The 13951-nt window shown below is 60.8% G+C and carries 14 protein-coding genes; 3 read left to right on the top strand and 11 right to left on the bottom strand.

Translation table 11 applies throughout. The annotated features are described in order from the left end of the window. Positions 1–207: 207 nt before the first annotated feature. The 5 genes from ACYVIS_RS11630 to ACYVIS_RS11610 are packed head-to-tail and all read right to left on the bottom strand — an operon-like array spanning position 208 to position 4962. Positions 208–852, bottom strand: coding sequence for a hypothetical protein (locus ACYVIS_RS11630; RefSeq protein ID WP_460874025.1), 645 nt, complete (start codon positions 850–852; stop codon positions 208–210). Between the two features lie 38 nt (positions 853–890). Further along, positions 891–2498, bottom strand: coding sequence for a peptide chain release factor 3 (locus ACYVIS_RS11625; RefSeq protein ID WP_232741747.1), 1608 nt, complete (start codon positions 2496–2498; stop codon positions 891–893). Between the two features lie 54 nt (positions 2499–2552). Beyond that, on the bottom strand, positions 2553–3182 hold the full coding sequence (locus tag ACYVIS_RS11620) for a LysE family translocator (RefSeq protein WP_460874024.1): 630 nt from the start codon (positions 3180–3182) through the stop codon (positions 2553–2555). 43 nt (positions 3183–3225) lie between these two features. Continuing rightward, positions 3226–4632, bottom strand: a complete 1407-nt coding sequence (locus ACYVIS_RS11615; RefSeq protein WP_232741745.1) for a DEAD/DEAH box helicase — start codon at positions 4630–4632, stop codon at positions 3226–3228. A 48-nt stretch (positions 4633–4680) separates the two neighbouring features. Next, entirely contained in the window at positions 4681–4962 is a 282-nt protein-coding gene (locus tag ACYVIS_RS11610; RefSeq protein ID WP_232741744.1) for a hypothetical protein, read from the bottom strand. Between ACYVIS_RS11610 and ACYVIS_RS11605 the strand changes: the two genes are divergently transcribed. The 3 genes from ACYVIS_RS11605 to ACYVIS_RS11595 all read left to right on the top strand — a co-directional run bounded on the left by ACYVIS_RS11605 (position 4961) and on the right by ACYVIS_RS11595 (position 7317). Next, complete coding sequence (locus ACYVIS_RS11605; protein WP_232741743.1) at positions 4961–5575, top strand: LemA family protein; 615 nt, start codon at positions 4961–4963, stop codon at positions 5573–5575. The two genes, ACYVIS_RS11610 and ACYVIS_RS11605, sit on opposite strands and share 2 nt — an antisense overlap. Positions 5576–5779: 204 nt before the next feature. Then, positions 5780–6709 (top strand): TPM domain-containing protein, encoded by a 930-nt coding sequence (locus ACYVIS_RS11600; protein WP_232741742.1) that lies wholly within the window; start codon positions 5780–5782, stop codon positions 6707–6709. Positions 6710–6810: 101 nt separating this feature from the next. Beyond that, positions 6811–7317, top strand: coding sequence for a TPM domain-containing protein (locus ACYVIS_RS11595; protein ID WP_460874023.1), 507 nt, complete (start codon positions 6811–6813; stop codon positions 7315–7317). Between the two features lie 222 nt (positions 7318–7539). Here ACYVIS_RS11595 and ACYVIS_RS11590 read toward each other — a convergent pair whose 3' ends face one another. From ACYVIS_RS11590 to ACYVIS_RS11565, 6 genes are all read right to left on the bottom strand, one after another. Next, positions 7540–8955 carry a GTPase/DUF3482 domain-containing protein gene (locus ACYVIS_RS11590; protein WP_232744717.1) on the bottom strand — a complete coding sequence of 472 codons (1416 nt, stop codon included), beginning with the start codon at positions 8953–8955 and terminating at the stop codon, positions 7540–7542. Beyond that, on the bottom strand, positions 8948–10345 hold the full coding sequence (locus tag ACYVIS_RS11585; RefSeq protein WP_232741740.1) for a DUF2868 domain-containing protein: 1398 nt from the start codon (positions 10343–10345) through the stop codon (positions 8948–8950). The genes ACYVIS_RS11590 and ACYVIS_RS11585 overlap by 8 nt, the downstream gene beginning before the upstream one ends. Next, positions 10345–10686: a YkvA family protein gene (locus tag ACYVIS_RS11580; RefSeq protein WP_232741739.1), complete on the bottom strand. Its 342-nt coding sequence runs from the start codon at positions 10684–10686 to the stop codon at positions 10345–10347. The genes ACYVIS_RS11585 and ACYVIS_RS11580 overlap by 1 nt, the downstream gene beginning before the upstream one ends. A 155-nt stretch (positions 10687–10841) precedes the next feature. Next, complete coding sequence (locus ACYVIS_RS11575; protein WP_232741738.1) at positions 10842–11090, bottom strand: GlsB/YeaQ/YmgE family stress response membrane protein; 249 nt, start codon at positions 11088–11090, stop codon at positions 10842–10844. A gap of 164 nt (positions 11091–11254) precedes the next feature. Then, complete coding sequence (locus ACYVIS_RS11570) at positions 11255–13012, bottom strand: dipeptide ABC transporter ATP-binding protein (protein WP_232741737.1); 1758 nt, start codon at positions 13010–13012, stop codon at positions 11255–11257. A gap of 9 nt (positions 13013–13021) precedes the next feature. Continuing rightward, entirely contained in the window at positions 13022–13939 is a 918-nt protein-coding gene (locus ACYVIS_RS11565; RefSeq protein WP_232741736.1) for an ABC transporter permease, read from the bottom strand. Between the last annotated feature and the right edge of the window lie 12 nt (positions 13940–13951).

Below are 13951 nucleotides of genomic sequence, written 5' to 3'. Positions count from 1 at the left end.
CCCGGGCAGTCGGGGTGCGTAGCACCACGACCGCTGGACGTGCCGGACTACACAGCACCACCCACCCTGCGGCGTCTTTATAGAATTAACCGCCGCCAACACAGCAACGCTCAGTCCAAAGTCACTACCCAAGCCAAAAAGCGGCTCAAAACGAAAGTGACTCAAACGCACTCAATGCCGTAAACACCTAACCGGAAACGCTCCAGCTTAAAAGCTCTTGGCAGGACAATCGCGTACCTTTCCCCAGGCATTATTCGGTTCGCAATACTTGTTGCGAGCCGCCCAGGCGCAACTGGGCCTGTCGAAAAAGCCTTGCGCGCTACACGCCTGAATTTCCTGACGCAAGCTGGCCTGCCATGCCCTGCTGGTATTCGCAGGCGGCGCGCTGGGAGGCGGAGGCGCTTCTATAGGCTGTATCGGTTGTATGGGCTGCACTGGCTGCCCACTGCTTGAACCCAGGCCGAGCCCGCCCACATCGGCAATACCCACCAGCGGTTGACCTGCCCCGGATGCGGCGATTTGCTTGGCTTCATCCATGGTAATGGTCGTTGTGGCCAGATCGACCGTCGGATTGGGCGGGGCTTGCGTCAGCGACTTGTCGGGAATGGCCCAGGCCACCGGAGGCAAGGGCTCGGGTACCGCCAGACGGCCATCAACCTGCGGCTGAGGCGGCTGAGCTACATAAGGATGGCCATTGGAATCGAGTACCGGCACGGCGGCAACCTGGGATTGGCCGGGAACCGTTGCGGCTACGGGCCCGTGAGCCACCAGCCAGTCTCCCAGATGCAGCCCCCCCCATGTAGAGGCGCCTGCGGCCAGCAGCAGTACAACAAACATAAAACGCCAGGACATTCTTACCCTCGGTCTATAAAGTTAAACCTAGTATAAACTCAGGCCTTTTCACTGAATACCTTGCCGCCGTGCTCACGCATGGCATGAAATTGCACTTTGGGATAGAGCTCTTCGGCCACGCGCAACTGCGCGGGAGAGCTGATCAGAAAGGCTGCGGCGTCGACGACATCATAGGCGATATGCGCGGCATTGGCATCCAGAAACTTGCGCAAAGCCTTGGGATCGTCAGATGTAATCCAACGTGCCATGTTGTAACGCGATGGCATGAGGCGAGCGTCGACGCTGTATTCGGTTTTGAGACGATGAGCGACGACCTCGAATTGCAATTGGCCGATTGCACCGAGCAGCAAAGAACCCCCTGCCGCTTCGGGGCGAAACACCTGGATTGCACCTTCTTCCCCAAGCTGGGTCAGGCCTATACGCAGTTGCTTGGTGCGTAAAGGATCTTTGACTTCAACCGCCTGGAATAGTTCGGGCGCAAAAAAAGGCAGGCCGGTGAACTGCAGGTTTTCGCCTTCGGTCAGCACGTCGCCCAATTGCAGGACGCCGTGGTTGGGTATCCCGATGACGTCGCCCGCATAGGCCTCGTCGAGAAGCTCGCGGCGCTGCGATAGAAAAGACACCACATTGTTGGGGCGCATTTCCTTGCCGGTGCGCGAGACCTTGAGACGCATGCCGCGGTCGAAACGGCCCGAACTGACACGGACAAAGGCGACCCGGTCGCGATGCGAAGGGTCCATATTGGCCTGGACCTTGAACACCACCCCGCTGAACTTCGGTTCTTCGGGCTGGACTTCGCGCTGCAGCGCCGTGCGCGGGCCTGGCTTGGGCGCCAGGTCGACCAGCGCGTCAAGCACTTCCTGAACGCCGAAATTATTGATCGCCGAACCGAAGAAAACAGGCGTTTGCCTGCCCGCCAGAAAAGCGGCCTGGTCGAAACTGGGCGCGGCCGCGTTGATAAGCTCGATTTCCTCGCTGGCTTTGGCAAAGGCATCGCCGAACCGTTCGGCGATGCTCGGGTTCTGCAGCCCTTCGATGATCTCGTTCTGGTCGCCGCGGCGTTCCTGCCCGGCTTTGAAGACACGCATCCGGTCGCGGCGTATGTCGAATACCCCGCCGAACGACCGGCCCATGCCTACCGGCCAGGAAAAAGGAACGGCGTCCATGCCCAGGTGCGATTCGATTTCCGACAACAGGTTCAGCGGCTCCTGGACTTCCCGGTCCAGCTTGTTGATAAAAGTGATGATCGGCGTATTGCGGGCGCGGCAGACCTGCAGCAGGCGAATCGTCTGCGGCTCGACGCCGTTGGCCGCATCGATCACCATAAGCGCCGCGTCGACGGCGGTCAGCACCCTGTAGGTGTCTTCGGAGAAGTCCTGGTGCCCAGGGGTATCGAGCAGGTTCAGCACACAATCGCGGTATTCCATTTGCATGACCGACGAAGCAACTGAAATGCCACGCTGCTTCTCGATTTCCATCCAGTCCGAGGACGCATGCCGGCTGGCCTTGCGGGCCTTGACGCTGCCGGCGATCTGAATGGCGCCCGCAAACAGCAGGAGTTTTTCGGTGAGGGTGGTTTTTCCCGCATCGGGGTGGGAAATAATGGCAAAGGTGCGCCGCCGTGCGACTTCGTGACTGAGACTCATGGGTGGATTTTAGCGTGTGATTCTCTAGTGGCCGGCGCTTGCGCGCCCGGGCACTTATTTGTGATGGCTGAACGTGGCAAGCACGGTGCCGGCCAGAATAAACAGGGAACCGAATGCGCGGTTGAGCCAGCGTACATGGCGCGGGTTGCGCAACAGCTTCAGCACCTTGGATGCCAGGGCCGTATAGAACCCCATGGCGACCAGGTCGGTGAAGCACAGCGTGGCGCCTATGACCAGGTATTGCGGCGTCAGGGAGGCCGACAGATTCAGGAATTGGGGAACCACCGCCAGCAGAAATACCGTGCCTTTCGGATTGGTGATATTGACGAGCCAGCCGCGCGCAATGAGTTCCCGGATTTTAAAAGTCTCGAGACTTTTGGCTTCGACCGCCACGGGCGAAGCGTCGGTGCGGAATTGCTTGCAGCCCAGATAGATCAGGTAGGCCACACCCAGCCACTTGACGATGCTGAAGCCCAGTTCGGACGCCGCCAGCAGGGCTCCCAGGCCGATCCCGACCACCAGGACCTGGCACATAATGCCGCAAATCAGGCCTATGGTGGTCCAGTAACCACGCCGAAAACCGTATTTCAGCCCCGATGCCAGGGCGGAGATGGCCCCCGGCCCGGGCGAAAACGAGATGGCCCAGGATGCGGCGAAAAAGGCAAGCCAGGTGGAAAAGGACATGGTTCGGCAGAGGGAGAGTTTGGAGGCGTTCCGCTAGTATGCCTTATTTGCCCAGAAGTGCGGCGGGGCGTGCACTGGACGGCCGGCTGCTGGTGCGAGGGCGCGCCGCGGCGGCGCCGGTCGATGGAGCTGCCTGGCGGGGAGCGCCGCGGCCATTGCCTTCCTGGCGTGATCGGGGCGCGGAGCGTCCTGTTTCACCTGGCCGGCCGGCATTTCGCTGCGGGCGACCGGAGGTGTTCGAGCGCCGTGCGGGCCGGTCATCGCGCTCGTCGCGTGCGCCGGCCGGTTCGGGCTTGACCAGCGAGGGTGACCAGCCTTCGATCGTGGTGCGGTCGATGGACTTCTTGAGCAGCTTTTCAATGGCGCCGAGCAGCTTCATTTCGGTGCGGTCCACCAGCGACAGCGCGGAACCTTCGGTGCCGGCGCGGCCGGTGCGGCCGATGCGGTGCACATAGTCTTCGGGGACATTGGGCAACTCGAAATTGACCACATTGGGCAATTGATCGATATCCAGCCCGCGTGCGGCAATATCGGTGGCGACCAGCACGGCGACCTTGCCGTCCTTGAAGCCGGCCAATGCCCGGGTGCGCGCGGCCTGGCTCTTGTTGCCATGGATGGCGGCGGCCGACAGGCCGTCCTTGACCAGTTTTTCCGCGAGGCGATTGGCGCCATGCTTGGTGCGCGTGAACACCAGCACCTGGTGCCAGCCGCTTTCACGAATAATGTGGCTGAGCAGATCGCGTTTGTGGGATGCCTCGGTGATGACCACGCTTTGGCTCACCAGCTCGGAGGCGGTGTTGCGGCGGGCAACCGAAACTTCGGTCGGGTTGTTCAGCACGCCTTTGGAGAGTTCGCGGATTTCGTCCGAGAACGTGGCCGAGAACAACAGGTTCTGGCGGGTCCTGGGCAGCAGGGCAAGGATGCGGCGTATGTCCCGGATGAAGCCCATGTCGAGCATGCGGTCGGCTTCGTCGAGCACCAGGATTTCCACGCCGGACAAATCCACGGTTTTTTGCTGGGCATGATCCAGCAGGCGGCCGGGAGTGGCAACCAGGATGTCGAGCGGCTTGCGCAGCGAGCTGATTTGCGGGTTGATATTGACTCCGCCGAACATCACCATGGAGCGCAGCGGCGTGTGTTTGCCATACGTGCGTACCGACTCTTCGACCTGCGCGGTCAGCTCACGGGTTGGCGTGAGGATCAGGCAGCGGGGCCGCCCGGGCTTTCTGAGGCCGATCGGATTTTGCATGAGAAGATGCAAGATGGGCAGGGTGAAGCCGGCCGTTTTACCGGTGCCGGTTTGGGCCGCGGCCAGCAGGTCGCCGCCCTTCAGCACTTCGGGTATGGCCTGTGCCTGGATGGGCGTGGGGTGTGTATAGCCGGTGTCCGAGATGGCGCGCAGAAGGGGTTCTGCCAGACCTAGGGAGGCAAAGGGGATTTGGGTATTCAAGAAAAAAACTCCAGCGACAGCCTATCGCTCGAGTTGAGAGAGACCAATCTAGGCAGACGAAAAAAGAAGTTGAGGGCTGAGAAGGTTCAGCAGGCAAGGCTTGGAACAGCTTGCAAGACGCGCGTTGACTGGCACGACGCGCGAAAGAAGGCATTGTAACGTAGTTGGCGTCGGCGTGCTCATATGATTGAGCGCCACGCGCTTCAAGCTGAAAAAGTAAGGCTTTGTTAAATTGAGCGCGGGCCGGGGCGCTGCCAGGCGTAAAAACTGGCACGAGACAGGCAAGCTGCGGTAATCTCGTGTCTTGATCATTTTCGGCAGGCGTTCCATGAAACGATTCTTGCAATTTTTACTGATGTCTTGCCTTGCTTTGGCATTGTCGGGTTGCGGTTACAACGATATTCAACGTCTCGACGAGCAGGTCAAGACGGCGTGGTCGCAGACCCTGAATCAATACGAACGGCGGGCCGAACTGGTGCCCAAGCTGGTCAATTCGGTCAATGCCTACATGGTTAACGAGCGCGCCGTGCTGACCCAGGTAACCGAAGCGCGTTCCAAGGTGGGCAGCATACAGATCAGTGCCAAAGACCTGGACAATCCCGAGGTCATGAAAAAATTTACGCAAGCCCAGGGTGAGTTGTCGTCGGCGCTGTCGCGCCTGATAGCCGTGTCGGAAAATTATCCGCAGTTGAAAAGCGATGGATTGTTCCGCGACCTGATGACGCAGCTCGAGGGTACCGAAAATCGCATTGCCACCGAGCGCGGCCGCTATGTACAGGCGGTTCAGGCCTACAATCTGGTGGTGCGGCAATTTCCCACTCTGATTACCGCCAAGATTTTCGGCTACCACACCATGGAAAACTATGGCGTGTCCAAGCAGGATCAAATTACACGCGACCCGGAGGTCAAGTTCAGCCTTCCGCAGCCGGCAGGCGCAAAGTAAGCCGGGCGGCCGGCCAGGCCGGCGCGGATCGCGCTGGCCTGGCAATGTGCTTGCCTAGGGGGCAAGGTTCTCGCGGGAGTGGCAAGATTTTTCCAAAGAGGCAAGGCTCCCGTAGGGGTGGCTCTTGTGGCCACCCTCTCTCTCCTGGCCACTTGCTCAGCCCGTTTTTTTGCACACCCCAGGATCAGGCCTTATGGAGGCGAAATGAATATAGCGATGCCAGCCACAATTTCGTGGAAGCGAGCGGGGGCCATGCTGGCCTGCTGTGTCTTGTACCTGGCTTGCCTGGCGCCCTGGGCCCGCGCAGCCGAAGCTCCGGTCCCCAGCCTGACGGCGCGGGTCACAGACCTGACCAAAACGCTCGATGCCGCAACCCAGGCCAGCCTGACGCAAAAACTGGCTGCGCTGGAAGAAAGCAAAGGCGCGCAGATTGCTGTTTTGATCGTGCCCACGACGGGCGACAGCAGCATCGAACAATACGCGACGCATGTGTTCGATCAATGGAAGCTGGGCCGCAAAAAAGTCGACGACGGCATCCTGTTCGTAGTTGCCAAGAACGACCATCGCCTGCGTATCGAGGTCGGCTATGGGCTTGAAGGGGCTGTGACCGATCTGCAGGCGGGCCGCATCATACGCGAGCAGGTCACGCCCTTGTTCAAGCAGGGCGATTATGCGGGCGGTGTGACGGCGGGGGTCGATAGCCTGATCAAGCTGGTCAAGGGTGAAGCTTTGCCCCCGCCGTCGCCGCAGTACAAGTCGGAGCAGGCCGGCGGCGATTCGCCGCCTGTTCATATGTTGCTGCCGCTGATTTTCATGGCATTTGTGCTGCCGGCAACGATCGCGGCATTTGCCGCGGCTCTGTTTGTGTACCTGATGTTCCATAGCCTGGGCTATGCCTTGTTGGGCGCCGTGGCGGCCCTGGTGTTGAGCGGTGTGGGCCGGGCAATAGGCGCTGGCGGGCGCGGCAGTTCGGCGCGCGCCTCGCGTACGGGCGGCGTGATCGGAGGTTTGGGTGGCCTGGGCGGCTTTGGCGGGGGGGGCTTCGGTGGTGGCGGAGGTGGAGGTTTTGGCGGCGGGGGTTTCGGCGGTGGCGGTGGCGGAAGCGGCGGCGGCGGCGCGTCGGGTGGCTGGTAGTGTTTGTGGGCCGGGCCCTGGGCCGCGTCCAGGCTCGTCCCCGGCTTATGGCCGATTTGAAATGAAATAAGCCTCAGTCCGGCAGATCAAGGAGATAGATAGTGCGGCAAGATGGAGGAAAGTGGAAGGAGCTCACGGGGTGGGCCATGCTTGAAGGGCATTGGCTGCGCCGCAAGCACTTTACCCCGCAGCTGTTGAGGCAGATTGCCGATCTTATCAAACAGGGCGAACGCGACCACACCGGGGAATTGATGATTGCGGTCGAGGCCGTGTCTCCGGCGCACGAGCGCAAAAGCCATTTGCGGGCGCTCGAGGTGTTCGGCCGCCTGAAGGTATGGGATACGCCTCACAATACCGGCGTTCTGCTGTATCTGGCGCTGGACAGGCATCATATCGAGCTGATTGCGGATCGTGGAGTTGGCGTACCCAATGCCATGTGGGAACGGGTGTGCGCGCAGTTGCAAAGCCGTCTGCAAAAAGGCGAGTATGTGGCCGGAGTGCTGGCGGCGGTCGACGATATCGAAGCCATTTTGCGGGAACATTGCCCGCCCCTGGCGAAGGGCGAGTTACCCACGAACGATCTGCCTGACGAGCCGGTCATGTTGTAATGGCCCCCCCGGTGGATTGCTCGTGAATCTGGGGGGCTGTCTTGTTGCGATTATTCATGTTCTTGAGACGCGGGGGTGGCGGCCCAGGCGGGGTGGAGCTCGCATCGTCCGGTCCTGGCTTTGCCAGGACTGCCCGCGGCCGGCGCCTGGATCGGGCGGTCGCGGAACTCGCTCACCCCGCCTGGGCCGCCACCCCCGCTTGCGTTGAGGGTTTTGTGTCGCTCAGGCCAGTTTTTTGGCCAGCGACCTGATTATTTGTTCGCGCCGGGGGGTGGGGCTGTAATCGTCGGCCAGCGTTGACCATAAAGGTTGGCTGCGCGCTTCGTTGAGTTCCGCGGGCAGGCGGCCTTTGCGCAAGGCGGTGCCGAAGCCGTGATCTGATTGCCGCCCCGACGATAAGGTTTCATCGTCGGGGTCGGGCGGCAGCGTTATGGGTTCTTGCGCGGCGTGGCCGCGTTGCTCCAGCGCCTGCACCAGGCTTGCCTGGCGCACGGCAAGCAGGCGCAATACCGTGTCGTCGACGCTGAGTTCCCGATAGCCTTTCAGGCGTCCCAGCAGGCGCTTGCCAAAACGGTCGGCGCCCTGCCACAGGCCTCCGACTGCGGCGCCGGCCAGGGCGGCCGCGCCGAGGCTCAGTCCGGCGGTAAAAATGTCGATGGTGGCGCCGGCCGCCGCGCCGGCGGCGACACCCTTGCCCACATGGATGCCCATATCTTTGACGGCCTGCGGATGAAACAGATCCATGCCCCAGCGTTCGCCTTCCAGGGGCAGTGCGTGATGCGGAAAATCCGCGCTTCTGAAGTTATACCGCTTGAGCAGGGCCTTGACGCACTGGTTTTCGCGTTGGCGGATCTTCTGGCGCAATGTATCGGTGGCTTGCAGGATCGATGCGTCGTCGGGCGCGCTGCCCAGATGCCAGGCGGCCACGTCGACGAGTAGTTCGGCGATCAGGCGCGATGCGTCGGTGCGGCGGATATCGCGTTGCTGGGCGATATCGTGCTTGAGCGCCTTCAGCAGGCCGGCATGTGAATCGAGCAGCAGCGCCAGCTTGTCGTAAAGCTGCGCTTCGCCATCGAGCGGCGGGGCGATAGTATCGAATTCGACGATGGCATGCAGGCCCAGGCGGGCAAGCGCTTCGCGCCAAGCATCGACCCGCTGGTGGGGGCTGTGCGTGAAGTTCAGCACCGGCAGCAGGGGCTGGCCGCAACTGGCCAGGATGGCAAGCTCGTCTTTGTGCTTGCCCAGTACCGGGTCGCGGACATCGATGACATACAGGCCCGCATCGCAATCCAGCAGTTTGTTCAGCACGCGCGCTTCTTGTTCGAAGCGCCGTTTGCTTTCGGGTGAATTCAGGAAGCGCCGGATCCGGTCCGGTCCATCCAGGCGTTCGGCGCGTTGCGCCAGTTGATCGAGGTAATCCAGCAGGGCAATCCCGTCTTCCATGCCCGGCGTATCGAACAGTTCCACGGCGGTTTCGTCGTCGATGAGCAGGCGCGCTCCTTCGACGCGGCGGGTGGTGCCGGGGCTGTCCTGAACCTCGCCGAAACCGGGGTCGCGCGTCAGGGTGCGCAGCAAGGATGTCTTGCCGGTATTGGTGTGGCCGACCACAGCCAAGCGCAGGAAAGCGCGTTCAGTCATGATCTGGCGCCTCCAGCCATGCAAGGGCGCTTGCGTCGTGTTCATGAATTTGTTCGGGAGCAAAGCCGGCCGTGCCCAGGTTCTTTTGCCAGATGGCCAGCCGGGTGTCCTGTTCCGGGGGCGCGCCGTGAGACAGCAGCAGATGGGTCTGGGCGGCGATACTGGCCAGGTCGGCCAGAATGGCGATGGTCCCGCGGTCGGGGGTCTGGCGTCCGTCGCACACGACCAGCAATTTTTTGGGAGGATGAGCTTGCAGGCGATCCAGCAGGCTCATGCGCTGCTCGCGGGTATCGATATTGCCGGCGTCCTGAATGGCTGCTGCCAGGCCCGATGGAGGCCAGGGTTCGTCCGGAGGCAACTCGATGCCGACAATGAGCGGTGCGCCGGCCTGATGGCTTGCGGCCTGGCGATGCTCGATCCGGGTTTGGAATCCGTCGGCCGCCGCTGCGTCCGCGTCGATTCGTTCGCTGCTTGGCTGCAGTCGTTCGCGAAGGTTGGCGTAGCCCGGCAGGTTTTCGTCCAGGGTGATCGCGGCCAGATCTTTCCTGGCCATGATGAGCCCGAGAATCAGGCTCAGGAGCCGCGGCAACAGGCCGTACACGAGGACGCAGCCGATGAGCCAGCTGGACCACAAGGCCTGTACGGATTCGGGCAGGCGGTGCAGCCCATTGCTGGCGCGCACCATATCGGCCGGCGGCATGGCGAAGCCGAGTTTTCCAGGTAGCCAGCCTATCAGTGCGGTCAGGTGGACGAAGGTGTCGGCCGACAGCAGTGTGGTTTCCCAGTTGAAGCCATAGCGGCGCGTGGACAATACCGCAAGCAGGGCCAGCAACAGGCTGATGAACGCACCGGTCCATAGGCCATGGCTGATACTGCTCAGAATCCATCGCAATGCGCCATTGCGGCCCAGCACATCGACCAGTGCCCGTGGCGCCAATGCGGCGTCAGGGCCGCGCGCCAGCTTCCGGGTCAGCCATAGCCATAGCTGGCCGAGCCACGATCCGTGCCCAGTCATGCCGAAGCTGAGCAGCCAGATCAGGAATGTAAGACTGTGCAGGCCCAGTATGGCGACCAAGGCCAGCAGCAAATTGACCGACCGGCTGCCGTCGCCCAGAGCCCCCAGGGCTGCGCTGGCCCCCGTAATCAAGGCCGCGATGATCAGGCCCCAAAGCACCAGTCTGGCGCCCCGGCTCCACTGGGCGATGAGGGCATCGAGTTTTTCGCGCTGCGCAAGATAGGTGGCGCGCAGCAGGATGCGCTCGGAGAAACTGTGCCCGTTCAGGCGCGCCCGGCGCACTTCCGAGGCGTCCTCGAGCGGGCCCCAATGCGCTTCCCGCAGGCGTACTGACTCGGCTAGCCAGTAAGCGGAAAACGGATGGGGCGCAGGCATCAGGGTTGTCGGTTCTCGGCGTCGGACGCCGCTTCGCTGGACTGTTGCTCAAGCTTTTGCCGCACCACGGACCTGATTTCTGGAGTGATGTACCGACCGATGATGTACATGGCCGCGGTCAGGACGCCCAGATCGTCGAGATAACCGATGGTGGGGATAAAATCGGGAATGAGATCGAGCGGCAAAAGAAAATAGCCCAGGGCAATATAGATAACCCCCTTCGCCCACAGAGGGGTGTTGGGGCTTTGCAGGGCGTAGTAGAGGTAAAGCGTTTTTTCCAGCGCTCTTTTCCCCGACGATTTGATGTAGCTGCTCAGTCTGCCCCAGAAGTTGTGAGGCATGTATGTATCTTGAGATTGGGAACGACTCATTAAATCTCCCATGGGTAACCGTTGTTCGAAACCCGACTATTGTATCGGCCCTGTAGGGCACAGTCGCCGCAGCCAGCAAAAAGGGCACTCCGGCGAGTGCCCTTTTTGCTGGCACCAGCGGGAAGCTAGCTTTTTTTGACGACCAGGCCGTAGATGAACAGCACAATGATGGCACCGATTATCGAGCCGATCCAGCCGGCTCCCTGACCGGGGGTGTACCATCCTAGCGCCTGCCCCAGGTAGCCGGCAACAATGGCGCCGACGATACCCAGAATGGCGGTCATGATGAGGCCAAGTTTCTGCTCGCCCGGCATAATGGCCCTGGCAATCAGGCCTACGATAAAGCCGACGATGATCATGCTGATAATACCCATGGCGATCCTTTGAGAAGAATGACTGCTGAATGTGATAGACAGCACGAGCTATCCAAGTGCGTCAATCATAGGGGCGGGATGCCAGGTCGTCTAGCACCCACTTACAAATTTAGTGTCAAAAAGTTAAAAAACCGTGAATTTCCCGAATATGACGAAGTATTCACTCAGGCCGGCAGTATGGCGACAGGCGTTTCCGCCTCGACTTCCAGCCCCTCGCGCGACAGGAAATTCAGTGTAGGCATCAGCGACAGCAGTTGCTTGGTGTATTCATGCTGTGGATCGGAAAAAAGCGTTTCCGTGTCGGCGACCTCGAGCAGTTCCCCGTGGCGCATTACACCGACCCGGTCGCACATCTGGCGTATGACCGGCAAGTCGTGGCTGATGAATAAAATCGTGAGCTTCAGCTTTTCCTGCAGATCCTTGAGCAGGTTCAGGATCTGGGCCTGAATGGATACATCGAGCGCCGAGGTGGGCTCGTCGCAAATCAGGAAGCGCGGCCGGGTTGCCAAGGCGCGGGCGATGCAGATCCGTTGGCGCTGCCCGCCCGAGAATTCGTGCGGGAAACGCTTGAGGGCCTGCTCTCCAAGCCCGACGTAATCGAGCAGATCGCCGACGATGGCGCGCGTTTGCGCCTCATTGGCAGTCAATTTGTGAAAACGTATGGGTTCGGCCACGATGTCGAGAATGCGCATCCGGGGGTTGAGTGAGGAATATGGGTCCTGAAACACCATCTGGATCTGGCGCCGGAAGGCGTTGAGCGAGGCTTCGTCCTTGAGCTGGGTGACGTTGGTATCGTTGAAAATGACCGAGCCGCTGCTGGCCTTGTACAAACCGGCGATCAGGCGCGCAATGGTCGATTTGCCCGAACCGGACTCGCCGACCAGCCCGAATACTTCGCCTTCATTGATTGCAAAGCTGACGTTCTTGACGGCATCGAGCATGTAGCGATTCTTTTTGAGGAATGCATTTTTCAGGACAAAGCGTATTCCCAGGTCGCGGGTTTCCACCAGGGGCGTGTCGCCGTGGAGGCCGAAGTCGCGATGCTGTCCAAGCCAGTGAGTGGCGATGTCGAGTTCTTTTTTGGTGGGCGCCTGCACATCTTCGATATACGTCACCATGGGGAAGCGGCGTAGTTTGATATCGGAACGCGGAACCGCCGAAATCAGGCTCTTGGTGTAAGGGTGGTCCGGATTGCCCAGAATTTTCTGGGTAGGCCCCTGTTCGACCAGATTGCCGCGATACAACACGGCAACCCGATCGGTAATTTCGGCGATGACCCCCATATCGTGGGTAATCAGGATCATCCCGACCTGTTTTTCCTTGCACAGCTTGCGCAGCAGGTCAAGGATTTGCGCCTGGATCGAGACGTCCAGCGCTGTGGTGGGCTCGTCGGCAATAATGACTTCGGGCTCGCAGCACAGGGCCAGCGCAATCACGACACGTTGGCGCATCCCCCCCGAGAACTGGTGGGGGTATTGCTGCAGGCGCATTTCAGGCTCGGGGATGCCTACGCTTTGCAGCATTTCGATGGCCCGGTCGCGCGCCTGATGGTGCGACAGGCCCAGGTGCACCTGCATGGTTTCTATCAGCTGGCTTTCTATGGTTTGAAGCGGGTCCAGCGACGTTAAAGGATCCTGGAAAATCATGCTGATGCGGCGGCCGCGAATTTCACGAAACTGGTGCGCTGGAAGTTGATCGATGCGCTTGCCGTCCAGGCTTACCGCGCCTTCGGTCATTTTCCCCGGCGGCTCGAGCAAGCCGATGATGGCGTTGCCGACAGTCGATTTTCCGGCGCCCGATTCACCCACCACGCCGAGGATTTCGCCTTTTTCGAGGGCCAGCGTAAGGCTTTTGATCGCCACCAGCGTACCGTGCCGGCTGGCGAACTCGATGTGCAGCTTTTCTATATCCAATAGTGCCATGCTAACCACTCAGCGAAGTTTGGGATTGAGCGCATCGCGCAACCAATCGCCCAGTAAATTGACCGATAGGGCAAGCAGTACCAGGGCGGCGCCGGGAAAGATCGAAATCCACCATTCGCCGGAAAAAAGATAACTGTTGCCGATGCGGATCAGGGTGCCCAGCGAAGGGGTCGTGGGCGGGATGCCGACGCCGAGAAATGACAGGGTCGCTTCGGTAATGATCGCCACGGCCAGATGGATGGTGGCGATCACCAGAACCGGCCCCATCACGTTGGGCAGAATGTGACGCCGCAGGACGGTAAAAGACCGCATGCCGATCAGGCGCGCGGCCTGTACATATTCCTTGTTGCGTTCGACCATGGTGGCGCCGCGCACCGTGCGCGCATATTGCACCCAGCCGGAAATGCCGATGGCGAAAATAAGCACATACAAAGACAGGCTGTCCTGCGCATCGCGGGGCAGCAGGCCGCGGGCGATCCCGTCGACGAGCAGCGCGATCAGTATGGCTGGAAACGACAGCTGGACATCGGCAATGCGCATGATGACGCTGTCGACGCGGCCGCCCGCATAGCCGCTGATCAGGCCCAGCGTGACGCCGATGACCAGGGAAAAAAAGACCGAGGCCAGCCCGACCAGCAATGAAATGCGCGAGCCGTACAGGATCGCCGACAGGATGTCGCGCCCCTGGTCGTCGGTGCCCAGCAGAAACTGCGAGCTGCCGTCGGCCGTCCAGGCAGGCGGATTATTGGCGTCGAGCAGATTCACCGATGCCAGGTCGAAGGGGTTGTGCGGCGCCACCAGGGGGGCGCACACCGCGCCCAGAATGATGACCAGCGCCACCAACGCCGAGATCATGGCCGCGGGCGAATGAGTAAAGCTGTAAAAAATATCGCTGTTATAAAAGCGGGACCAGGTGTTTTTGGCCATTGTGGGAGACCT

Source organism: Paralcaligenes ginsengisoli (assembly GCF_054781135.1).
Note: the sequence above shows the minus strand (reverse complement) of the source record. Positions and strands in the feature narration are given on the sequence as shown.